Source organism: Achromobacter sp. ISS7, assembly GCF_056523125.1.
Map to the genome: position 1 here is coordinate 3,099,836 of NZ_JAWRZD010000001.1, position 22,048 is coordinate 3,121,883.

At 68.5% G+C, this 22,048-nt stretch carries 24 protein-coding genes; 15 read left to right on the plus strand and 9 right to left on the minus strand.

The genetic code is table 11. The features are described 5' to 3' along the window. Nucleotides 1-504 precede the first annotated feature (504 nt). The 5 genes from AC1HFW_RS13900 to AC1HFW_RS13920 all read left to right on the plus strand — a co-directional run bounded on the left by AC1HFW_RS13900 (nt 505) and on the right by AC1HFW_RS13920 (nt 6,317). Nucleotides 505-1,686, plus strand: a complete 1,182-nt coding sequence (locus tag AC1HFW_RS13900; RefSeq protein ID WP_006390075.1) for an acetyl-CoA acetyltransferase — start codon at nt 505-507, stop codon at nt 1,684-1,686. A gap of 4 nt (nt 1,687-1,690) precedes the next feature. Next, nucleotides 1,691-3,226 (plus strand): class I adenylate-forming enzyme family protein, encoded by a 1,536-nt coding sequence (locus AC1HFW_RS13905; protein ID WP_241073405.1) that lies wholly within the window; start codon nt 1,691-1,693, stop codon nt 3,224-3,226. Between the two features lie 65 nt (nt 3,227-3,291). Further along, nucleotides 3,292-4,386: a TRAP transporter substrate-binding protein gene (locus tag AC1HFW_RS13910; protein ID WP_006390077.1), complete on the plus strand. Its 1,095-nt coding sequence runs from the start codon at nt 3,292-3,294 to the stop codon at nt 4,384-4,386. Nucleotides 4,387-4,446: 60 nt separating this feature from the next. Next, on the plus strand, nt 4,447-4,977 hold the full coding sequence (locus AC1HFW_RS13915; RefSeq protein WP_479283901.1) for a TRAP transporter small permease subunit: 531 nt from the start codon (nt 4,447-4,449) through the stop codon (nt 4,975-4,977). A 23-nt stretch (nt 4,978-5,000) separates the two neighbouring features. Further along, complete coding sequence (locus AC1HFW_RS13920; RefSeq protein ID WP_061074029.1) at nt 5,001-6,317, plus strand: TRAP transporter large permease; 1,317 nt, start codon at nt 5,001-5,003, stop codon at nt 6,315-6,317. Between the two features lie 20 nt (nt 6,318-6,337). On the opposite strand, the gene AC1HFW_RS13925 is transcribed toward AC1HFW_RS13920, so the two are convergent. Continuing rightward, nucleotides 6,338-7,105, minus strand: coding sequence for a LuxR family transcriptional regulator (locus tag AC1HFW_RS13925; protein WP_238890258.1), 768 nt, complete (start codon nt 7,103-7,105; stop codon nt 6,338-6,340). A 51-nt stretch (nt 7,106-7,156) separates the two neighbouring features. On the opposite strand from AC1HFW_RS13925, the gene AC1HFW_RS13930 reads away from it, so the two are divergent. The 4 genes from AC1HFW_RS13930 (at nt 7,157) to AC1HFW_RS13945 (ending at nt 10,414) form a co-directional block, all read left to right on the plus strand. Next, nucleotides 7,157-7,816 carry a 4'-phosphopantetheinyl transferase family protein gene (locus AC1HFW_RS13930; protein ID WP_006390081.1) on the plus strand — a complete coding sequence of 220 codons (660 nt, stop codon included), beginning with the start codon at nt 7,157-7,159 and terminating at the stop codon, nt 7,814-7,816. Nucleotides 7,817-7,862: 46 nt separating this feature from the next. Continuing rightward, nucleotides 7,863-9,044 carry an acetyl-CoA C-acyltransferase gene (locus AC1HFW_RS13935; protein ID WP_479283904.1) on the plus strand — a complete coding sequence of 394 codons (1,182 nt, stop codon included), beginning with the start codon at nt 7,863-7,865 and terminating at the stop codon, nt 9,042-9,044. A 194-nt stretch (nt 9,045-9,238) separates the two neighbouring features. Further along, on the plus strand, nt 9,239-9,634 hold the full coding sequence (locus AC1HFW_RS13940; RefSeq protein WP_006390083.1) for a DUF4168 domain-containing protein: 396 nt from the start codon (nt 9,239-9,241) through the stop codon (nt 9,632-9,634). 84 nt (nt 9,635-9,718) lie between these two features. Continuing rightward, complete coding sequence (locus AC1HFW_RS13945) at nt 9,719-10,414, plus strand: glutathione S-transferase family protein (RefSeq protein ID WP_006390084.1); 696 nt, start codon at nt 9,719-9,721, stop codon at nt 10,412-10,414. 114 nt (nt 10,415-10,528) lie between these two features. On the opposite strand, the gene AC1HFW_RS13950 is transcribed toward AC1HFW_RS13945, so the two are convergent. Then, nucleotides 10,529-11,290, minus strand: coding sequence for an ABC transporter permease (locus tag AC1HFW_RS13950; protein WP_006390085.1), 762 nt, complete (start codon nt 11,288-11,290; stop codon nt 10,529-10,531). Then, nucleotides 11,287-12,210 carry an ABC transporter ATP-binding protein gene (locus tag AC1HFW_RS13955; protein WP_479283905.1) on the minus strand — a complete coding sequence of 308 codons (924 nt, stop codon included), beginning with the start codon at nt 12,208-12,210 and terminating at the stop codon, nt 11,287-11,289. The genes AC1HFW_RS13950 and AC1HFW_RS13955 overlap by 4 nt, the downstream gene beginning before the upstream one ends. Nucleotides 12,211-12,402: 192 nt before the next feature. On the opposite strand from AC1HFW_RS13955, the gene AC1HFW_RS13960 reads away from it, so the two are divergent. From AC1HFW_RS13960 to cynS, 6 genes are all read left to right on the plus strand, one after another. After that, nucleotides 12,403-13,545, plus strand: a complete 1,143-nt coding sequence (locus tag AC1HFW_RS13960) for a sensor histidine kinase (RefSeq protein ID WP_006390087.1) — start codon at nt 12,403-12,405, stop codon at nt 13,543-13,545. 12 nt (nt 13,546-13,557) lie between these two features. After that, on the plus strand, nt 13,558-14,196 hold the full coding sequence (locus AC1HFW_RS13965) for a response regulator (protein WP_006390088.1): 639 nt from the start codon (nt 13,558-13,560) through the stop codon (nt 14,194-14,196). A 132-nt stretch (nt 14,197-14,328) separates the two neighbouring features. Continuing rightward, nucleotides 14,329-15,690, plus strand: a complete 1,362-nt coding sequence (locus AC1HFW_RS13970) for a CmpA/NrtA family ABC transporter substrate-binding protein (RefSeq protein ID WP_479283907.1) — start codon at nt 14,329-14,331, stop codon at nt 15,688-15,690. Then, complete coding sequence (gene ntrB / locus AC1HFW_RS13975) at nt 15,690-16,532, plus strand: nitrate ABC transporter permease (protein WP_479283909.1); 843 nt, start codon at nt 15,690-15,692, stop codon at nt 16,530-16,532. The genes AC1HFW_RS13970 and ntrB overlap by 1 nt, the downstream gene beginning before the upstream one ends. Before the next feature lie 5 nt (nt 16,533-16,537). Next, entirely contained in the window at nt 16,538-17,332 is a 795-nt protein-coding gene (locus AC1HFW_RS13980; RefSeq protein WP_238890271.1) for an ABC transporter ATP-binding protein, read from the plus strand. A gap of 9 nt (nt 17,333-17,341) precedes the next feature. Continuing rightward, nucleotides 17,342-17,785 carry a cyanase gene (gene cynS / locus AC1HFW_RS13985; RefSeq protein WP_116522292.1) on the plus strand — a complete coding sequence of 148 codons (444 nt, stop codon included), beginning with the start codon at nt 17,342-17,344 and terminating at the stop codon, nt 17,783-17,785. A gap of 15 nt (nt 17,786-17,800) precedes the next feature. Here the strand turns inward: cynS and pdxK are convergent, their stop codons facing one another. From pdxK to AC1HFW_RS14015, 6 genes are all read right to left on the minus strand, one after another. Then, the gene (pdxK, locus tag AC1HFW_RS13990; protein WP_479283911.1) at nt 17,801-18,664 is read right to left on the minus strand and encodes a pyridoxine/pyridoxal/pyridoxamine kinase; all 864 of its coding nucleotides are present in this window, start codon (nt 18,662-18,664) and stop codon (nt 17,801-17,803) included. An 84-nt stretch (nt 18,665-18,748) separates the two neighbouring features. Beyond that, on the minus strand, nt 18,749-19,231 hold the full coding sequence (locus AC1HFW_RS13995; protein WP_116522275.1) for an RES family NAD+ phosphorylase: 483 nt from the start codon (nt 19,229-19,231) through the stop codon (nt 18,749-18,751). Next, entirely contained in the window at nt 19,228-19,713 is a 486-nt protein-coding gene (locus AC1HFW_RS14000; RefSeq protein ID WP_061074022.1) for an MbcA/ParS/Xre antitoxin family protein, read from the minus strand. The genes AC1HFW_RS13995 and AC1HFW_RS14000 overlap by 4 nt, the downstream gene beginning before the upstream one ends. Next, a complete protein-coding gene (locus tag AC1HFW_RS14005; protein ID WP_479283914.1) occupies nt 19,643-20,719 on the minus strand; it encodes a peptidylprolyl isomerase in 1,077 nt (358 codons plus the stop codon). Before AC1HFW_RS14005 ends, AC1HFW_RS14000 begins: the two co-directional genes overlap by 71 nt. Nucleotides 20,720-20,820: 101 nt before the next feature. Then, nucleotides 20,821-21,309 carry a YbjN domain-containing protein gene (locus AC1HFW_RS14010; RefSeq protein WP_479283915.1) on the minus strand — a complete coding sequence of 163 codons (489 nt, stop codon included), beginning with the start codon at nt 21,307-21,309 and terminating at the stop codon, nt 20,821-20,823. A gap of 43 nt (nt 21,310-21,352) precedes the next feature. Continuing rightward, the gene (locus AC1HFW_RS14015; protein ID WP_241073457.1) at nt 21,353-22,048 is read right to left on the minus strand and encodes a DNA repair protein; all 696 of its coding nucleotides are present in this window, start codon (nt 22,046-22,048) and stop codon (nt 21,353-21,355) included.

Sequence of the window (22,048 nt, forward strand, 5' to 3'; positions counted from 1 at the left end):
ACCAAAAGCGATACGAAACCCGTCATGATCTGTTCTTCCTATGAAAGACATTCTGACCCTGGCGGCAGCACGTTTTTTTCTAGTGCGTTGCCTGCCGCCCGCATGCTCGCGTCGACGAATTCTTATACAGATGATTTGAAAATTCCAGACGCGTCACTGCCTCCAAACACGTACGTACACCCCCATTTCTTCGAGCAAAAATCCGCATCGAGCCGGCTTGCGATCGGCTGTCTCAAGCAGCGGATAGAACACAGGTGAACTTGCCGGCAAGCGCCTGGATTCGGGCCTCTACGTCGTATTTCATGCGTCATATGGCCACCTCGGCGCGGCCGGATTCCAGCGCTCGCGAGGCGGCGATCGCGGTACGTACGAGCCATCGCGAACCGCGATCCACTACGTATTCGCGTACGTGGATGCACGTATAGAGATACGTATTGAGGCAGTCCTACACTTGATTCGCACAAGCACACCACCGCCGCACATCACCGTGCATGGGGAGAGGACATGTTCGATCACTCGGGCGTTTCGATCGTGGGCAGCGGCCATACGCCGTTCGGCAAGTTGGACGCTCTGAATCTTGAGCAGCTCATCGTGATGGCGGCCAACGAGGCGATCGAGGACGCCGGCGTCGACCCGGCCGAGATCGATGCCATCTACCTGGGGCATTTCAACGCGGGGATGGTGCCCGACGCCTTTCCCGCCTCGCTGGTGCACCAGGCGCATCCCGCCTTGCGCTTCAAGCCCGCCACCCGCTGCGAGAACGCCTGTGCCTCGGGATCCGCGGCGATCCACGCCGGCCTGCGCGCGATCCAATCGGGCACGGCCGGCACCGTGCTGGTGATCGGCGTCGAGAAGATGACGTCGCGCACCACCCCGGAAGTGACCGAGGCCCTGGCCGGCGCCGGCTACAAGAACGACCCGCGTGAAAGCGGCATGAGCTTCCCGCAGCAGTTCGCGCGCCTGGCCGAGAAATACGCCGAACGCTATGACGATCCGCTGCCGGTCATGGCCGCCATCGCCGCCAAGAATCACGCCAACGCGCTGCGCAATCCGCTGGCGCAGTTGCGGCGCGAGCTGGACGCCGACTTCTGCAACACGATCTCGGAACGCAATCCCATGATCGCGTCGCCGCTGCGCATGACCGACTGCTCGCCCATCAGCGACGGCGCCGCCGCCGTCGTCCTGACCTGCGAGCGGCGCGCGCCGCGCTACGCGCGCCAGGTGCGCTTTCGCGCCGCCACCCAGGTCAACGACATGCTGCCGCTGGAAGGCCGCGACCTGCTGGCGTTCGAAGGGCCGCACCGCGCCATGCAGCGCGCCTACTCGGACGCCGGCATCCAGCTGCAGGACCTGGACTTCGCCGAAGTGCACGACTGCTTCACCATCGCCGAATTGCTGATCTACGAGGCCATGGGCCTGGCCGCGCCGGGCGAAGGCCGCCGCGTGCTGGCCGAAGGCACGGTGCGGCGCGACGGCGACCTGCCCGTCAACCTGTCGGGCGGGCTCAAGGCCAAGGGCCATCCGGTGGGCGCCACCGGCGTCTCGATGCATGCCCTGGCCTACCGCCAGCTGACCGGCCGCGCCGGCGACATGCAATGCCCCGGCGCCGAACTCGGGCTGGTCTTCAACATGGGTGGCATGGCCGTCGCGAACTACGCGTCGGTGCTCGAAGCCGTGCGGGCGTGACGGCATGAACATCGCCAACTGGTTGCAGGCGGCCGCGCTGGAACACGGCGCGCGGCCGGCCCTCTACAGCGGTTTGACACTGCACGCCACCTACCGCGACTTCGCCCGCCGCGCCGCCGCCCTGGCCGACTGGCTGCGGCGCGAGCACGGCCTGGCCCCGGGCGACCGCGTGGCCCTGTTCGCGCGCAACCGCGTCGAATACCTGGAGCTGCTGTACGCGGCCTGGTGGCTGGGCGCGGTGGCGGTGCCCATCAACCCCAAGCTGCATCCGAAAGAGGTCGGCTGGATCGCCGCCAACGCCGACGTCAGCGTGGTCTTCACCGACCGGCTCGACGACCTGCCGGCGGACTGCCTGCCAGCGGGCTGCCGCCACCTGGAGATCGACGGCGCCGGCTACGCGGCCGCCTGCGCGGCGCCCGGCCCCTGGGCCCCGCCCGCGGCGCTGGCCGCCGAGGCGCTGGCGTGGCTGTTCTACACCTCCGGCACCACCGGCCGGCCCAAGGGCGTGATGCTGAGCCACCGCAACCTGGTGGCCATGGGGCTGTGCTACGCGGTCGACGTGGAAACCGTGGAGCCCGGCGACGGCATGCTGTACGCCGCGCCCATGTCCCACGGCGCCGGGCTCTACCACGTGCTGTACGTACGCAAGGCGGCGCGCCACATCGTGCCCGAGTCGCGCGGTTTCGAGCCCGCCGAGATCCTCGCGCTGGCCGAGCAGACCGGTCCGCTGTCTTTCTTCGCCGCGCCCACCATGATCAAGCGCCTGGTGGAGCAGGCGCGCGCCGGCGGCCGCGACGGCCGCGGCATCAAGACCATCATCTACGGCGGCGCGCCGATGTACCTGGCCGACCTGGAAGAGGCCCTGGCGGTGCTGGGCCAGCGCTTCGTGCAGATCTACGGCCAGGGCGAGAGCCCCATGACCATCACCGCGCTGTCGCGCGAGGTGATCGCCGACGCCGCCCACCCCGAGCGCGCGGCGCGCCTGGCCTCGGTCGGCACCGCGCAAAGCTGCATGGAACTGCGCGTGGTCGACGCCGCGCTGCGGGCGGTGCCGTTCTGTACCGAGGGCGAGGTGCTGGTGCGCGGCAACGCCGTGATGCAGGGCTATTGGCGCAATGACCCCGCCACCGCCGAGACACTGGTGGACGGCTGGTTGCGCACGGGCGATATCGGCCGGCTCGACCACTCGGGCTTCCTGACGCTGACCGACCGCAGCAAGGACGTGATCATCTCCGGCGGCTCCAACATCTATCCGCGCGAGGTCGAGGAGACGCTGGCCCGCCACCCCGGCGTGCGCGAGGTGGCGGTGGTCGGCGCCCCCAGCGCGCAATGGGGCGAGGAAGTGGTGGCATTCGTGGTCTCGCGGCCCGGCGCGACGCTGGCGCCCGAGGAGCTGGACGCCTGGTGCCGCGGCGAGATCGCCTCGTTCAAGAAGCCCAAGCGCTACGTGTTCCACGAAGAACTGCCCAAGAACAGCTACGGCAAGATTCTCAAGACCGCATTGCGCGAGGCATTGCGCAGTGCCGAATCCACCGGCTAGGGCCGCCATCAGGCCCGGCCGATCAACCGGCGCACCAGAAGCCGGAATCCCCCAAGGAGGAGAGCATGAGAAGACGCGATTTCATCAAGGCGGCCAGCCTGCTGGCGGGCGCCTCGGCCCCGGCCATCTGGACCGGCCGCGCGGCCGCCGCCGCCAAGCCGGTGACCCTCAAGTTCGACAGCTACATCAGCGAGACCTCGGGCCCGTCGCGGCTGGACGAGTGGTACCTGAAACAGCTGGAGACCCGCACCAATGGCGCGGTCAAGGTGCGCCGCTACTGGGCGCAGTCCCTGAACAAGGTGGGCGAGCACCTGTCGGCCGTGCGTGACGGCACGTCGGAAATGTCATTGATCTCGCCGGGCTACTACCAGTCGCAGCTGCCGGTCACGCGCGGGCTGGACTGGTACTACCGCATGCACCGCTCGGACGCGCTGCAATGGCTGTGCCGCGACGTCTACGCCGAATACCAGCCCCTGCGCGATGAATGGGAACGCCGCTACAACAGCAAGGTGCTGTACTGGACCAACTGGTACTACGCGCCGCTGGTGACGCGCCAGCCGATCAACTCAATCGCGGACATCCGCGGCAAGCGCATCCGCGGCTACGGCGCCGCCAACGAGGTCATCGAACGCCTGGGCGGCACCGCGGTGCCGATGGCCGCGCCCGAGGTCTACACCGCGCTGGAACGCGGCGTGCTCGACGGCGTCTACGGTTTCGACTTCATCACCGCGGTGGCCTACAAGCTGCACGAGATCGCGCCGTACTTCACCGACATCGGCGACGGCCCGCACGGCCCGGCCGCGACCATCATCAACGCCCGCGTGTGGAACAACTTCCCCGACCCGGTCAAGCAGGTCAGCGACCAGATCGTCGGCGAGATCTATGGCGGCGAATACGCCCGCATCTACGAGGCCGCGGCGCGCCAGTACGTCAAGACCGCCAAGGCCGAGGGGACGAAGTTCTCGTCCCTGCCGCAGGCCGAGAAGGACCAGGCCCGGGCGCTGGTGCAACCGGCCCAGACCGACGGCTGGGTCGACCGGGTGGCCAAACCCGCCGGCCTGGACGGCCTGGCGATGCAGACCCTGGTGAACAACGCCATCGCCAAGTACGACAAACAGGGCAGCCTCAAGCGCTTCGACGAACTGGCCGCCGAGGCCTGACGGCCGCTTCCTTCCCCCGCGGCCCGGCCAACGGCCGGGCCGCCCACCGGCAGAGCATCCATGGACTATTCCTCCCGCCTGGGCGTGGTGTTGCGCGCCCTCTACAACCTGTTCGGCGCCATCGCCACGCTGTTCCTGCTGTTCCTGATGTTCGGCATCACGCTCGACGCCGTCGTGCGGGCCATCTACGGCCATTCCATTCCGGGCGTGTTCGAGATGTCCGAACTGAGCCTGGTGGTGATCGTGTTCCTCGGCCTGGGCTGGACCCAGATGGACGACGCCCACATCCGCGTCACGCTGCTGCACAAGAAGGTGCCGCCGCGCGTGGCGCAATGGATGGATGCGCTGGCCTGGCTCGCCGCCGCCGTGGTGCTGGCCACGCTGGCCTATCCGGCCACCAGCGAAGCGCTGGAGTCGATCGAGATCCGTGAATTCCGCTGGGGCTACGTCGAAGTGCCGATCTGGTGGACCAAGGCCATCGTGGCCATCGGCCTGTGGTTCGGCGCGCTGCAGATGCTGGCCCAGGCCGGCTGCAGCCTGTGCCGCGCCGAACCCGTTGCCCGCGCCACGCCGGCGCTGGCCTCGCACTGATACTTTCCGCGGGAAACCCCTCCATGGACGACGTCACCATCACCCTGGTCGCCACCGGCCTGATCTTCGTGTTCCTGCTGCTGGGCGCGCCGGTGTTCGCCGCGCTGGCGCTGGCGGGCATCACCGGCCTGATCCTGGTCGAGGACAGCGCCTTCGTGCTGAACCGGCTCAAATCGTATTCCTACGCGCAGTCGGCCTCTTACCTGCTGACCGTCATCCCGCTGTTCATCCTGATGGGCGCCTTCGCCCACCACGCGGGGGTGGGACGCAAGCTGTTCGACGTGGCGCGCAAATGGGTCGGCCACATGCCGGGCGGGCTGGCCATCGCCAGCGTGCTGACCTGCGCCGGCTTCGCCGCCACCTCCGGCTCCAGCGTGGCCACCGCGGCGACGGTGGGCGCGGTGGCCATTCCCGAGATGAAGCGCGCCGGCTACGACCCGCGCCTGTCGGCCGGCGCGGTGGCGGCCGGCGGCGTGCTGGGCGTGCTGATCCCGCCCAGCGTGCTGCTGATCTTCTATGCGGCCCTGACCGAGGTCTCGGCCGGCAAGATGCTGGTGGCCGGGGTGCTGCCGGGCCTGCTGTCGACGCTGGTGTTCATCCTGGGCATTCGCGTCATCAGCGCTTCGCCGCAGATGGCCGCGACGGTGCTGCCCAAGAGCCCCTGGCGCGAACGCGTCGCCTCGGTCCGCAACGGCTGGCAGGTGCTGGTGCTGTTCGTGATCGTGCTGGGCGGCATCTACCTGGGCTTCGTCACGGCGACCGAGGCCGCCGCGGTCGGCGCGTTCGCCGCGTTCATCATGCTGCTGTGCGCCCGGCAGGCGCGCGGCGAGCTGGGCGCCAAGCTGGTCGAAAGCCTGCGCAACGCGGTCACCACCACCGTGATGATCCTGTTCACCATGCTGGGCGCGGGCATCTTCAGCCTGTTCCTGAGCCTGGTGCAGATTCCGCAGCAGATCGCCGAGGTGATCGTGTCCTCGGACATCCCGCCGCTGCTGGTGGTGGGTCTGATGCTGCTGGCCTACTTCCCCCTGGGCATGTTCCTGGACGCCTTCTCGATGCTGGTGATCACCCTGCCGATCATGTTCCCCACGGTGGTGTCGCTGGGCTTCGACCCGATCTGGTTCGGCATCCTGGCCGTGAAGATGTGCGAGATCGGCCTGATCACGCCACCGGTCGGGCTGAATGTGTTCGTCATCGCGGGCATAGACCGCCAGACGCCGTTGACGCGGATCTTCCACGGCGCCTGGTGGTTCGTCATCATGGAGGTGGTCACCACGCTGATCCTGTTCTTTTTCCCGGTCATCGTCACCATCCTGCCCGAGATGATGCTGGGAAAATGAAGCGGAACGCGCGGCGCCGGTCACGCCATGTTGTCGACCAGGATGATCTTGGATACCAGTTCGGCGGTGTTCTTCGCGTCCAGCTTGCGCATGATGCGGGCGCGATGCACCTCCACCGTGCGGTAGGAGATATCCAGCCGCATGGCGATCTCCTTACAGCTCAGGCCGTTGGCGACGTAAGCGGATATTTCCCGCTCGCGCCGCGTCAGGTTGGCCGTGCGCAGGCAGTTGTCGGCGATGCGCTCGAAACTCCAGATCATCAGGTCGAAGGGGTCCTCCGGCGTCATGGTGATGCCGCGCGCGCGCGCCCAGAACACCTCGCGGCTGCGATGCTGCATGAAGCGCTCGTCTTCGTAGTAGCAATTGCTTTCCAGGTGTTTGAGGCAGCGTTGGCCGATCTGGTGAAAATCGGACAGCGAGGGATAAAGCTGCAGAATCGATTTGCCCACCAGTTCCCTGCGCGTGTAGCCGAACAGATTCGCGAAGGAGTGATTGCATTCCGAGATCTTGCGCGCGCTGCAGATCACTTGCGGCGCGGGAGATTCCTTGAAGGCGAGCAATGTCAGGTGAAAGTCACTCATATTGTCTCCCCGGATAGCGTGCCGGTTTTGCCGTTGCGCAACGGAATCCGCTGCGCTTTTGTGGCGGCCCGCATCTTGTCCGTGCGGGCTTCGAGGCGCCAGTGTATAAGAAGCTTTCGGCACCTGGAATGGGCTTTTTCCAGCGGTTTCAAGCGGGTTTTCCCGGTCGTATCCCGGTGCGTTCCAACGGCGTTTCATTTCTTTCATGCACCTGCTCGCGACATCCCTTTTCGCCCCTCGCATCCGCGGCGGCCGGCCATGACCGACGGCCGGATCGAGCCGCTGCCCGCGCTCCCTTTAAGCGCCCGCTTGGCGCAGCGGCTGGCATGGATCACCCCCGGCGCCACCGCGCCCGGCGGCCTGCCTCCAGGACAGCGCCGGCAGGCCGAATTCCAGGCGGGCCGGCGGCTGGCGGCGCAGTTGCTGGCCTCGCTGGACGCGCCCGTCACGCAGGTCGGCGTCGCCGAAGACCGCTCACCCATCTGGCCCGACGGCTTTGTCGGATCGATCAGCCACAGCCGGCGGCTGGTGGGCGTGGCGGTGGCGCGCCGGCGCGACGTACGCGCGATCGGCATCGACATCGAGGCCATCGCCGATGCCAGCGCAGTCGAAGCCATCGAATCGGTCTGCATGCGGCCGGAGGAGCGCCACTTCGACGCGGGCGCGCTGACGCGCGCCGAGTTCGCCACGCTGCTGTTCTCGGCCAAGGAGGCGTTCTACAAATGCATGCAGCCGCTCACGCGCGTGGCGTTCGATTTTCCCGACGTCACCATCACCCGGATCGATCCGGCGGCGCAGCGCCTGGAACTGCGCCTGCTGCGCGCGGCCACCGCGGAATTCGGGCCGGGTCACCTCTTCCAATGCGGCTATCGCAGCGCACAAGGCCACGTCTATACTGCCTTGGAAATTGGTCATTGAAGCATCTTCCCCTGACGGTTTTTCCCTGTCTTCAAGGAGCGTTCACATGTCTGATCCCATCGTTATCGTGAGTGCCGTGCGCACCCCGCTGGCCGCCTTCCAGGGCGAATTCTCAACGCTGTCGGCCAACGAGCTGGGCGCCATCGCCATTGGCGCCGCGCTCGAACGCGCCGGACTCAAGCCCGCGCAGGTCGACGCGGTGCTGATGGGCAACGTGCTGCAGGCCGGCCAGGGCCAGGCGCCGGCGCGGCAGGCCTCGATCAAGGCGGGCATTCCGTCGTCGGTGGGCGCCATCACCGTGTCCAAGGTCTGCGGCTCGGGCATGCAGGCCGCGATGCTGGCGCATGACGGCATCATCGCCGACACCTACGGCGTGGTGGTGGCGGGCGGCATGGAATCCATGACCAACGCCCCCTACCTGCTGACCAAGGCGCGCGGCGGCTATCGCGCGGGCCACGCGACGATGTACGACCACATGATGCTCGATGGCCTGGAAGACGCCTATCAGGTGGGCCGCGCCATGGGCACGTTCGGCGAGGACTGCGCCGCCAAGTACGGCTTCACCCGCGAAGAGCAGGACACCTTCGCCGTGGAGTCTGTCTCGCGCGCGCAGCAGGCCGCCCGCGACGGCGTGCTCAAATGGGAAACCGTGCCCGTCACCATCAAGTCCAAGAAGGGCGACACGGTGATCGAGCAGGACGAGCGCCCGCAGAAGCTCAACGTCGACAAGATCCCCACCCTCAAGCCGGCCTTCGCCGCCAACGGCACCATCACGGCCGCCTCTTCGTCGGGCAATGCCGACGGCGCCGCCGCGCTGGTCCTGATGCGCGAATCGACGGCCAGGAAGCTCGGCTGCACGCCGATCGCGCGCATCGTCGGCCACGCCAGCTTCGCGCAGGAACCCGAATGGTTCACCACCGCGCCCGTGGGCGCGATCAAGAAGCTCTACGACAAGGTCGGCTGGAAGACCGCCGACGTCGACCTGTTCGAGATCAACGAGGCCTTTGCCGCGGTCACCATGGCCGCCATGAAGGAACACGGCATCCCGCGCGACAAGGTCAACATCCATGGCGGCGCCTGCGCGGTCGGCCACCCCATCGGCGCATCGGGCGCGCGCATCATGGTGTCGCTGCTGGGCGCCCTGAAGGCCACCCAGGGCAAGCGCGGCGTCGCCACGCTGTGCATCGGCGGCGGCGAAGCCACCGCGATCGCGCTCGAACTCGTCTAAAAAGGGTCGCGCCCCCGTTTAAAGACGTCACAGAATTGCGCGTAAACGTTTCCGCGGCGCCTCCGGGCGCCGCTCTCCTGTGCGCGGCCGGCCCGTCGTGGCCTGCCGACACAGGAAAACACATTGCGAAACTTGAAGCCCCCCCGGGTGCATTGCCATCATGGTCGGACATTCATCCGGAACAAGGAGGTTTCATGCCGTATTCCAAAACCGCAATCCTGTCGGCCATCACGTTGACGGCCGCGCTGTCCGGTGCCCCCGTCCTGGCGCAGAACGCCCCGCCCGCCAGCCAGACGCCCATGGCGCCGGCCGCGGTGCAACCCACCGACCAGCAACTGCAGCGCTTCGCGTCCGCCTCGCAGAAGGTGTCGGGCGTGGTGGACGAATACCGACCCAAGGTCGATGCCGCCAAGACCGACGCGGAAAAACAGAAGGTGATCCAGGAAGCCGACGCCAAGATGGTCAAGCTGGTGCAGGCCGACGGGCTATCCGTGCAGGAGTTCAATGGCATCGGCCAGGCCGTGCAGCAGAACCCGCAGCTCAAGGAGCGCCTGATGAAGATGGGCAAGGCCGGCGCGACCGTACAGTAGGCCCCGCCCCTTTTCCCCGCTTCGCCGCGCCTTGGCGGTATCCTAGTCGAACCTGTCCGGGATACTTCCAAGGAGCGCGGCATCTTGACCCCCGATCTCACCCTGTACGACCTGGCCGGCGCCGATCCGACGCTGCGCTTCAGCCCCCATTGCTGGAAAACGCGCATGGCGCTGGCCCACAAGGGGCTGTCCGCCAATACCGTGCCGTGGCGCTTCACCGACAAGGAAGCGATCGAATTCTCGGGCCAGAAGCTGGTGCCGGTGCTGGTGCACGGCGACCACGTGATCAGCGATTCCTGGCAGATCGCCTGCTACCTGGAAGACACCTTTCCCGAACGCCCGTCCCTGTTCGGCGGCGACACCGGCCGCGCGCTGAGCCTGTTCGCCAACAGCTGGGCCGACACCACGCTGGTGCCGACGCTGGCGCGGCTGCTGCTGCCGGAAATCCACGCGCTGATCGACGCCAAGGACAAGGACTACTTCCGCCACACCCGCGAAAAGCGCTTCGGCCCGCTCGAAGACCTGCCCGCCATGCAGGAGGAACAGCTGGCGGCCCTGCGCGCCTCGCTCTTGCCGCTGCGCCAGATGCTGGCGCGGCAGCCGTACCTGGGCGGCCAGCAGCCGGCCTACGCGGATTACGCGGTGTTCGGTTTCTTCATGTGGGCGCGCTGCACCAGCGCGCTGGAACTGCTGGCGGCCGACGACCCCGTGGCCGCCTGGCGCGAACGGCTGCTGGACGCCCATGGCGGGCTGGCGCGGCAGGCGCCCGTGCCCGAGTAATCGAGCCGTCGAACGAGCAATCGAGCCGTCAAATACACGCCGTCGAGCACGCGCCGGCGCCATGCGCCGGCCGGATGCGGGCCGCCCTGGCGGGCGGCCACGCCAAGGCACGGCTCAGGTCTTCAGGCGATAGCCGGTCTTGAAGATCCAGCGCACCACCACCAGGCAGACCGCCAGGAACACCAGCGTCATGGCGGCGCTGATGCCGACGTTGACGTCGGCCACGCCATAGAACGCCCAGCGAAAGCCGCTGACCAGGTAGACCACCGGGTTGAACAGCGTCACGGCCTGCCAGAACGGCGGCAGCATCTTGATGGAGTAGAAGGTGCCGCCCAGGAAGGTCAGCGGCGTGATGATCATCAGCGGGATGATCTGCAGCTTCTCGAAGCCGTCGGCCCAGACGCCGATGATGAAGCCGAACAGGCTGAAGGTGATGGCCGTGAGCAGCAGGAAGCCCAGCATCGCGAACGGATGCGCGATCTCGAACGGCACGAACAGGCGCGCCGTGGCCAGCATGATCAGCCCCAGGATGATCGACTTGCTAGCCGCCGCCCCGACGTAGCCGGCGACGATCTCCAGGTACGAAATGGGCGCCGAGTGGATCTCGTAGATGGTGCCCGAGAAGCGCGGCATGTAGATGCCGAACGAGGCATTGGCCACGCTCTGGGTCAGGAGCGACAGCATGATCAGGCCGGGCACGATGAAGGCGCCGTAGCTGACGCCGTCGATCTGCACCATGTGCGAGCCGATGGCCGAGCCGAACACCACGAAGTACAGCGAGGTGGAAATCACCGGCGACAGCACGCTCTGCATCAGCGTGCGCCAGGCGCGGGCCATTTCGAAGCGGTAGATGGCGCGGATTGCGTAGAAATTCATGATTGTCCGTGCACCAGGCTGACGAAGATTTCCTCGAGCGAGCTTTCCGAGGAATTGAGGTCGGTGAATTCGATGTCCAGTTCGGTCAGGCGGCGCAGCAGGCCGGAGATCTCGCCGCCGCCCTGGTTGTCGTAGGTGTAGACCAGCTGGCGGCCATCGGCCGACAGTTCCAGGTGGAACGGCTCCAGCGCGGTCGGGATGCCCGGCAGCGGCGCCTTCAGCGTCAGCGTCAGGCGGCGCTTGCCCAGCTTGGCCATGAGCGCGTCCTTTTCCTCGACCAGGATGATCTCGCCCTTGCGGATCACGCCGACGCGGTCGGCCATTTCCTGGGCTTCCTCGATGTAGTGGGTGGTGAGGATGATGGTGACGCCGTTCTCGCGCAGGCGCCGCACCATGTCCCACATGCCGCGCCGCAGCTCGACGTCGACGCCGGCGGTGGGTTCGTCCAGGAACAGGATCTTGGGTTCGTGCGACAGCGCCTTGGCGATCATCACGCGCCGCTTCATGCCGCCGGACAGGGCCATGATGCGGCTGTCCTTCTTGTCCCACAGCGACAGGTCGCGCAGCACCTTCTCGATGTATTCGGGGTTGGCCGGCTTGCCGAACAGGCCGCGGCTGAAGGTCACCGTGTTCCACACGCTTTCGAAGGCGTCGGTGGAGATTTCCTGCGGCACCAGGCCGATGGCGGTGCGCGCGGCGCGGAAATCGGTGAGGATGTCGTGGCCGTCGGCCAGCACCCGGCCTTCGGTCGGGTTGACGATGCCACAGATGATGCTGATGAGCGTGGTCTTGCCGGCGCCATTGGGGCCGAGCAAGGCGAAGATCTCGCCGCGTTGGATTTCCAGGTCGACGCTTTTCAGCGCCTGGAATCCCGAGGCGTATCGCTTGGATAGGCCCTGAACTGATATGACCGGCTGCACTCTTGCTCCCAGCGTGGTGGACAACCCTGGATTTTACCCGCCCGCCGGACCCCGCTTGTTCGGCCTGGCGGAACGGTGTGTTTGATAAATGCGTTGAAACGGACCCGCCTGCCGTACACTGCCCGGACAGAAAAACAGGGCAAACATCGCCCGAAACAGGGGAAACGGGCCGGACAGGCCCGTCAAACGGCTATGTTCGCGGATCTGAAACACCTGTCGCACCACGCGGCCTGGCGCCGCCAGCTGGAAATGCTGCTGGAATCGGCCGGCGAAGGCATCTACGGCATCGACCTGCGGGGCCGCTGCATTTTCATCAACGGCGCCGGCGCGGCGATGCTGGGCTACACCCCGGACGAGGTGGTGGGCCGCAACATGCACTATCTGATCCACCACTCGCACGCCGACCGCAGCCTGATGCCGGTGCACGATTGCCGCATCTTCAAGGCGTTTCGCGACGGCCGCGGCGAGCGGGTCGACGACGAGGTGCTGTGGCGGCGCGACGGCTCCTGCTTCGACGCCCAGTATGCCTCGTATCCGATCCGCAACGACCAGGAGGTGGTGGGCGCGGTGGTAACGTTTTCGGACATCACCGCGCGCAAGCGCATCGAACGCGAACTGCAAGCCACCCGGGCGCAGCTGGAAGCGCGGGTGCAGGTGCGCACCGCCGAACTGAGCGCCGCCCATGAATCGCTGCGGCGGCTGGCCTCGCACCTGAGCACGCTGCGCGAGGAGGAGCGCGCCCACATCGCCCGCAACATCCACGACGATCTGGGCGCCTCGTTCACCGCGCTGCAGCTGGACCTGAACTGGCTGCGCCGGCAACTGGCGGGCGAACCGCCCCTGCAGGCCCACCTGGACCGCATGCTGGAAGTGACGCAGACGGCCATGGACGCCACCCGCCGCATCCTCAACGACCTGCGGCCGGTGGTGCTGGATCACCTGGGGCTGTGGGCGGCGCTGGAAACCCTGCTGCAGGACCTGCAGGCGCGCAGCGGGCTGCGCTGCCGCTACCTGTGCCCGCCCGACACCGAGCGCCGCCGGCTGGAGCCGGCGGCGGAAATCGCCGTCTACCGCATCGTGCAGGAACTGCTGACCAACGTGCAGCGCCACGCGCGGGCGCGCAGCGTCAGCGTCAGCGCGGTCTGGGGCGAAGACGGCCTGCTGCTGGCGGTGGAGGACGACGGCGTCGGCATGCAGTTGCCCGAGACGCGCCAGACCTTCGGCATCCTGGGCATGCGCGAACGGGCCCGCGCCATCGGCGGCGACCTGGAGCTGGACAGCGCGCCCGGCGCCGGCATGTGCGCCCGCCTGCGACTGAACCCGCAAGCGGCCTGAGGAGACGGCGCGATGCCCCTGAACCTGCTGATCGTCGACGACCACCTCATCATCCGCCGCGGCCTGGCCCGCATCCTGCAGGAAGACGCGCGCGTCGGCCTGGTGAGCGAGGCCGCCGACGCCCCCGCCGCCCTGCGCGCGCTGCGCCAGGAACGCTACGACGCCATGGTGCTGGACGTGGCGCTGGGCGAACGCGACGGCCTGGACGTGCTCAAGACGGTGCGCGCCGACCATCCCGCGCTGGGCGTGGTGATGCTGTCGGTCTATCCGGAATCCCAGTTCGCGGTGCGGGCATTGCGCGCCGGCGCCCATGCCTACCTGAACAAGGGCTGCGACCCGGACGAACTGCTGGCGGCGCTGGTCAATGCGGCGGCCGGCCGGATGTACGTCACGCCGGCCGTGGCCGAGCTGCTGGCGCACACCGTGCGCCAGGACAGCACGCGGCCGCCGCATGAGCTGCTGTCCAACCGCGAATTCCAGGTGCTGCAGCTGCTGGTGGCCGGCAAATCGGTGTCGGCCATCGGCGAACAGCTGGCGCTGTCGGTGAACACCATTTCCACGTACCGCGCCCGCATCTTCGAAAAGCTGGCCGTGCGCACGCTGGTCGAGCTGGTGGAATACGCCCGCGCGCACCAGCTGGGTGCGCGTTGAGCGGGACGCGCACCGGCCCGGCGCGACCACGCACCATGTAGTGCGACCCCTACACGGATATCGTCGAACCGGCGATACCGGCCGGCGGCGGCGAACGCCAAGATGGAGGCATTCCGAACCCTGGAGGCTTCCATGTCCCTGTTCAGCAATCCGTTCGATCCCGGCAGCCGCCTGGCCTGCGCCTGCGGCCGCCATGCATCCCAGGCCGAACACGCGCGCGCCGAGAGCGCGGCGGCGGACGGCGGCGCGCTCGACCGCGCCGTGGAGGGCGCCGTCATGCGCGCCTTGTTCCCGCGGGACGCGCTGCGCCGCCGCTTCCTGCGCGCGGTGGGCGGCGGCACCGCGCTGGCCGCGGTCTCGGCGCTGTTCCCGCTGGCCGCGGCCAAGGAGGCCTTTGCCCAATCAGGCGGTCCGCTGGAGAAGCGCAAGCTGAAGGTCGGCTTCATTCCCATCACCTGCGCCACGCCCATCATCATGGCGCACCCCATGGGGTTCTACGGCAAGCAGGGGCTGGACGTGGAGGTGGTCAAGACCGCCGGCTGGGCGCTGATCCGCGACAAGGCCATGTCCGGCGAATACGACGCCGCCCACATGCTGTCGCCGATGCCGCTGGCCATCACGCTGGGCGTGGGCGCCAGCCGCGCGGTGCCGTGGACCATGCCGGCGGTGGAGAACATCAACGGCCAGGCCATCACCCTGTCGATGAAGCACAAGGACCGGCGCGATCCGAAGGACTGGAAAGGCTTCAAGTTCGCGGTGCCGTTCGATTACTCCATGCACAACTACCTGTTGCGCTATTACCTGGCCGAACATGGCCTGGATCCGGATACCGACGTGCAGATCCGCGCCGTGCCGCCGCCGGAGATGGTGGCCAACCTGCGCGCGGACAACATCGACGGTTTCCTGGCGCCGGACCCGGTCAACCAGCGCGCGGTGTACGACGGCGTGGGCTTCATCCATACCCTGTCCAAGGCGATCTGGGACGGCCATCCGTGCTGCGCGTTCTCCGCCAGCCGCGAATTCGTGACCACCCAGCCCAACACCTACCAGGCCCTGCTCAAGGCCATCATCGAGGCCACCGCCTACGCCCGCGCCCCCGCCCATCGCAAGGAGATCGCCACCGCCATCGCCGCGCCCAACTATCTGAACCAGCCGGTCACCGTGGTCGAGCAGGTGCTGACCGGCACCTACGCCGACGGCCTGGGCAAGGTGCTGACCGATCCGGACCGCATCGACTTCGATCCGATGCCCTGGGGTTCGTTCGCGGTGTGGATCCTGACGCAGATGAAGCGCTGGGGCCAGGTCAAGGGCGACGTGGACTACCAGAAGATCGCCAGCGAGGTCTTCCTGGCCACCGACGCGGTGCGCCTGATGCGCGAGGCCGGCCTGACCCCGCCCGCCGAGGCCAACAAGACCTTCAGCATCATGGGCAAGCCTTTCGATCCCGCCGAACCCGAGGCCTACCTGGCCGGCTTCAAGATCCGGAGGACCTGATGCAGGCCGAGCGACCCTGGCGGGCGACCTTCCTGTCCGTCACCCTATTCCTGCTGTTCCTGCTGCTGTGGCACGTCGCCACCCGCCCCGCCGCCGGCGCGGCGACGGTCGACCCGGCCTATGCGGCGCTGGTCGGCAATGCCGCCGCCAGCGGCTCGCAGACGCCCTTTCCCGGCCCGGCCGAGGTCGGCGCCCGGCTCTGGCAGCACCTGCGGGATCCCTTCTATGACCGCGGTCCGAACGACAAGGGCATCGGCGTGCAGCTGGCGTATTCGGTGGCGCGGGTGCTGACAGGCTTCCTGCTGGCGGCGCTGGCGGCGATTCCGCTGGGATTCCTGATCGGCATGTCGAAGACGGTCTACCGCGCCTTCGATCCGTTCATCCAGGTGCTCAAGCCGATCTCGCCGCTGGCCTGGATGCCGCTGGCGCTCTACACCATCAAGGACGCCGACACCTCCGCCATCTTCGTGATCTTCATCTGCTCGCTCTGGCCGATGCTGGTGAACACGGCTTTCGGCGTGGGCAACGTGCGGCAGGACTGGCTGAACGTGGCGCGCACGCTGGAAGTGCCGCGGCTGCGCACCGCCCTGCAGGTCATCCTGCCGGCGGCCGCGCCCACCATCATGACCGGCATGCGCATCTCGGTCGGCATCGCCTGGCTGGTGATCGTGGCGGCCGAAATGCTGATCGGCGGCACCGGCATCGGCTACTTCGTGTGGAACGAATGGAACAACCTGTCCATCGCCAACATCATCTGCGCCATCCTGTTCATCGGGCTGATCGGCATGCTGCTGGACACCGTGCTGGCGCGCGCCGCGCGCCTGGTCAGCTACCGGGAGTGAACGCCATGAGCCAACCCTTTCTGCAAGTACAGGCGCTGGCCAAGCGCTACCCGGGCCGCAACGGCCAGGCGGCCGCCCCGGTGTTCGAGAACATCGACTTCGACATCGGGCAGGGCCAGTTCGTCTGCGTCATCGGCCACTCGGGCTGCGGCAAGACCACCATCCTGAACATCCTGGCCGGCATCGACGAGGCCAGCGAAGGCGTCGTCATCATGGACGGTCGCGAGATCGCCGGCCCGTCGCTGGCGCGCGGCGTGGTGTTCCAGGCGCACGCCCTGCTGCCCTGGCTGAGCGCGCTGCAGAACGTCGAATTCGGCGTGCGTTCGCGCTGGCCACAGTATTCCCGCGGCCAGGTGCGCGAGCACAGCCTGCGCTACCTGGACATGGTCGGCCTGGCGCGCGCCGCCGACAAGAAGCCCTGCGAGCTGTCGGGCGGCATGAAGCAGCGCGTGGGCATCGCCCGGGCCTTCGCCATCCAGCCGCGCATGCTGCTGCTGGACGAGCCCTTCGGCGCGCTCGACGCGCTGACGCGCGGCACCATCCAGGACGAACTGCGCGCCATCGTGCAGCAGACGCGCCAGACCGTCTTCATGATCACGCACGACGTGGACGAGGCCATCCTGCTGTCGGACCGCATCCTGCTGATGAGCGCGGGCCCCCATGCCCGCATCGCCGAGTCCGTCGAGGTCGACCTGCCGCGCGGCCGCACCCGGGCCAGCCTGCACCACGAGCCGCGCTACTACGAAATCCGCAACCATCTCGTCGACTTCCTGGTCGACAAGGCTTCCCACAAGGAGTGAACCCCCATGATGTCCCGCGCCGAAGTCACCGAACTGATCGTTACCCGCCGCCTGGAAAAGAAACTGTCCTGGGCCGCCATCGCCGAGGCCGTCGGCCAGAGCAAGGAATGGACCACCGCCGCCCTGCTGGGCCAGATGACCCTGACCGAGGAACAGGCCGTGGCCGCCGCCCGCTTGCTGGACCTGCCCGCCGACGCGGTGGTGCAGCTGCAAGTGGTGCCCTACAAGGGCTCGCTGCCCACCAGCGTGCCCACCGATCCGCTGATCTACCGCTTCTATGAGCTGATCAACGTCTACGGCACCACCTTCAAGGCGCTCATCAACGAGGAGTTCGGCGACGGCATCATGAGCGCCATCGACTTCAGGATGGACCTGACGCGCGAGGCCGACCCCAAGGGCGACCGGGTGCAGATCGTGATGAGCGGCAAATTCCTGCCGTACAAGACGTATTGATGCGGCCCGCCGGGGTCACCCATCCACCGCCAGCTCTTCCCAGCCCAGCTCACGCGTGCGGGCCAGGGCGCCGGTGACCGCCGCCGCGGCCGCCCGCGCCGCCTCGACCAGCGCGTCGCCGGCCAGCAGCCGGGCCGTGATGGCGGCCATGAAGACGTCGCCGGTGCCATGCACCGACGGCGGAATGGCGATCTCGTGATGGCTCAGCACCTCGCAGGCGTCGCGCGTCACCACGGCCAGCTGCAGCGTGCCGGGCGCGGCCGCCAGCGGCGCGGCGCTGGTGACCACGATCCAGTCGGGGCCTTCGGCGATCAGTTCGCGCGCGGCTGCCGCGACCTCGTCGATCGAGGCCAGCGGCCGGCCGACCATCTGCTCGAGTTCGAAATGGTTGGGCGTCATGCCGTGGGCGTGCGGCACCAGCTTGCGGCGGTACTGCGCCACCAGGCCGGCATCCACGTACAGGCCGTCGTTGCGGTCGCCCATGACCGGGTCGATGTGCACCCGCAGGTCCGGCCGCGCGGCGCGCAGCGCCGGCAGCCATTGCGCCAGCAGGTCCGCCTGCCCGGGCTGGCCCAGGTAGCCGCAGACCACCGCCCGCGCCACCCGCGTCACGCCGCGCTCGTCCAGCCCCCGCAACAGGCCCTCGAACCAGTCCAGCGGCACCGCGCCGCCATGCAGCGTCGGATAGTGCGGCGTATTGCTCAGGATGACGGTGGGCAGCGCGATGGCGCGCAGGCCCGCCTGGCGGAAGATCGGCATGGCGGCGTTGTTGCCGACGCAGCCATAGACGACCTGGGATTGGATCGAGACGATGTCCACCCGCGCGGTCACGGCGGGCAGCGCTGCGCCGGGCGTCGGGGCAGCGGGAATGGCGGTCATACGGTGGGCTCCCGGGGAGAAACGGATGCGCCCTATTCTAGTCCCCGGGGCGAAGGCCCCCCCGCCCGCCAGCCCGTCCGCGCCTCAATCGCGCGCCGACGCCAGCCAGCCGGCGCCGTCCAGCACCGCGTCGTCGATGCCGGCCAGGTACGGCGCGAACGGATACCCCAGCGACGACACGATCTGGCATTGCGCCAGCTGCGGATGGTCGGCGTTCAGCAGGTACTGGTGGCCACCGGCGGCCGACGGCACTTTCAGCAGCAGCGCGTCGCCGCGCGCCAGCCAGGCGTTGCCGAAGGCGCGCGAGGCCTGCAGGTCGGTCTGCCAGCCGGCCGGCGGCCGCGGCTCGGCCACGGCCGTTGCCGGCACCACCACTTCCAGCAGGAAGTAGTTGCGCGGCAAGGCGCGCGGATGCGCCACCTCGGCCTGCGCCAGGCGCGCGAACACGGCGGCGGCGGGGGTGGCGTCCAGCACCACCACCGCCGCGCCGGCGGCATGCCAGCGGCCCGCGGGGCGGGCGCGCGGCATCAGGTCCTGGCTGTTGCTCAAGCGCCAGAGCGCGGTCATGGGCCGTTTCCTTCGTCGATGTTGATCAACCACTGCTCGATCAGGACGGCGTAGCGCCCGTGCTGGCACAACAGCAGCGGCACCCGGCCGTGCAGCCGGCGCTTGGGGCTGCAGAGCCAGCGGCGCGCGCCGTCGGCGCCGCCGAACACCAGCTCGGCCAGCCACGCCACCCGCAGCGCCCGGTACAGCACGCGCAGGTCGGCCAGGTCCAGGCTGTGGTCGCGGTTGGGGTCGCGCGGCCTGCCCGGCTCCCCCTGCGGCACCAGCGCCAGCCAGTGCAGCAGGTCGCCGGCGAAGGTGGCGCGCAAGGCTTGCAGCAAGGCCGCCGCGCACTGCAGGCTGGCGGGCGGCCCGGCCTGGCCCAGGGCCTGGCTCAGGCGCGCCTCCAGCGCCGCGGCGATGCCGGCCGCCTCAGGGCGCGGCGCGGGCGGCGAGGGCCGGCTGGGCCGTTGCGGCAGCCGCGGTTTGGTCGAAGGCGGCATTGAGGGCCGCACCATCAATGCTGACGGTTCCTGCATTCAGCAACCCCTCCAGATATGCGCGCGCCGCCAATTCCTGGCGTTGGGTGCGCAGCGCGCTGCGCAACGCGTCCTTCACCTGCTCGTACGGCGCGACGCTGGCCGCGCGCAGATCCACCAGCTTGAGAATGTGGAAGCCCGCCGCCGACTGCACCGGCGCCGCCACCTCGCCCGCCTTGAGCGGCTCGATCACCGGACGCATTTCCGGCGTCAGCTGCGACAGCGGCACATAGCCGATGTCGCCGCCCTGGGCGCGGGTGGTGGCGTCCTGCGAATAGCTCTTGGCCAGCGCGGCGAAGTCGGCCTTGGGCGCCTGGGCGCGCTTGACCAGGTCCTGCGCCTGCTTGCGCGCGGCGGCCACGGCATCGCTGTCGCCCACCGCGGCCGGCAGGAAGATCTGGCTGACGCGGTACATCGCCGGCTGCGCCAGTTGCGGCTTGGCGCGCTCGTAGGCGGCCTGCAGGTCGGCCTCGCCCGGATAGTCGTCGGGCGCGCGGCTGACCGAATCCAGGTAGGTCTGCAGCACGATGCGTTCCTGCGCGGCCTGGAAGGCTCGCTTGAGCTCGGGACGGTCCTGCCAGCCCTGCGCGCGGGCCTGCTCGACCAGCGCTTTTTCGGCCAGGCGGCCGCGCAGCCACTGATCGAGCGCGGCGCGGTCGCCCTTGAGTTGGGCGCGGGCCTCGGGCGGCAGCGCCTGGATCTGGCGCACCAGTTCGTCACGGTCCACCTGCACCGCGCCCAGGGTGGCCACGGCGGGGCCCTTGGCCTCGGGCGGCGTTGCCGGCGCGGCTTGCGCGGCCGCGGCGCCGGCCTTGGCGGGCGCGGCCGCGGCCTTGGCCGGCGCGGGCGTCGACTCGCTGCTCTGGGCCGGATTGCCGCGCATCAGCGCCACGGCGCCGGCCAGCACCGCGATCAGCAGCACCGCCGCCGTCAGCCGCAACCGGGCGGGCTGGTTGGAAAGAATCTTCATGGTCGAAACCTCGCTTGCTTGAATGCGCCATTCGCCGGGAACGGCGGCCGGGTTGGGGACGTCGCCGTCCCGAACGCCAGGCCCCGTGCCTGGCGGATGGATCAGTTCGCCGCCTCGGTGGCGGCTTCTTCCTGCGGTTCTGCGGCGGCGGCGTCTTCAGCGCCGGCCTCGGCGGTCGCGTTGGCGCGCAGGAACAGCAGGAATTCCTGCAGCAGGCGATCCCACAGTTCCGCGGTGGCGCGCAGGTAGTTCTCGGACACGCCGCCGGCCAGGATCACGTCCAGTTCCAGCACCAGGAACACGCCCTGCACCGTCAGGCGGGCGAAGCGCTTTTCCACGTTCCAGCGGTCGGCCAGGCCGGCCGGCAGTTCGCCTTGCACGCGCAGCGCGCAGCTCAACGTGTAGTCCAGGTAGCGGCCGGGCTCGGCGGCGGGGTTGCCCATGCGGGCGGCGAAGCCCACGCCCTGGCTGGCGCTCAACAGCTGCACCATGCCGTTCTGCTCGGACACGGTGACGCGGTAGCCGGCGGATTGCAGCAGGTCCTGCAGGCGTTCGGCGTTGACGTCGAGAATCAGGCTGGAGTCGGTCATTACAGGTTTCCTAGATGAAAAAAATAAGACAGGTCTTGCAATATCAGGGTTGGGCCGGCGCAGCGGCGGGCGCGGTGGCGCCGACCTGCGCGTCATACAGCTTGTCGCCGTATGCCTGCGCCTGCTCCTCGAACTTGACCCGCGCGCTGCCGGCGAACGGCTGCTTCATGGCCAGGATGCCGCCGGTGCCGATGCGTTCGTAGGCGTTCAGGATCTCCTTGCCGGCCTCGTACATCTCGCGGTTCTTGGCGACGCAGGCCTTGGCCTCCGTCTCGCGCTGCGCCAGGGAGCGCGCCAGGGTCTGGCGTTCCGCTTCCTTGGCGCGCGACAGCGTCAACAGCTCGTCGTAGGCGCCCTTGAACTTGCCCAGCTGGGCATGGCTGGCGGCCACCTGCGCCTGCGCGCTTTCCATGACGGCGCCCTGCTGCTCGGCCAGCTTGTCGGCCTGGCCCTTGGCCTTGGCCAGTTGGCCGCGCAGCGCCTCCAGCTCTTTCTGGGCAGCGTCGCGCTGGGCCTCGGCCGCGGCCTTGGCGGCGTTGACCTGGGCCTGCTCGCTCTGCAGCTGCTGCAGTTGCTGGGTGGTGCTGCGCAACTGCGCGCGCAGGCGCTCTTCCATGCTCTCGGCCTGTGCCGGCGCCGCCACGCTCAGGCCCGCGGCGCACAGGGCCGCGGCGGCGGCCAGCCGCCGGCCGCGCCCCAGCGCCTGAGGCTGGCGCAATTCATCCCATAAGGTATGCAT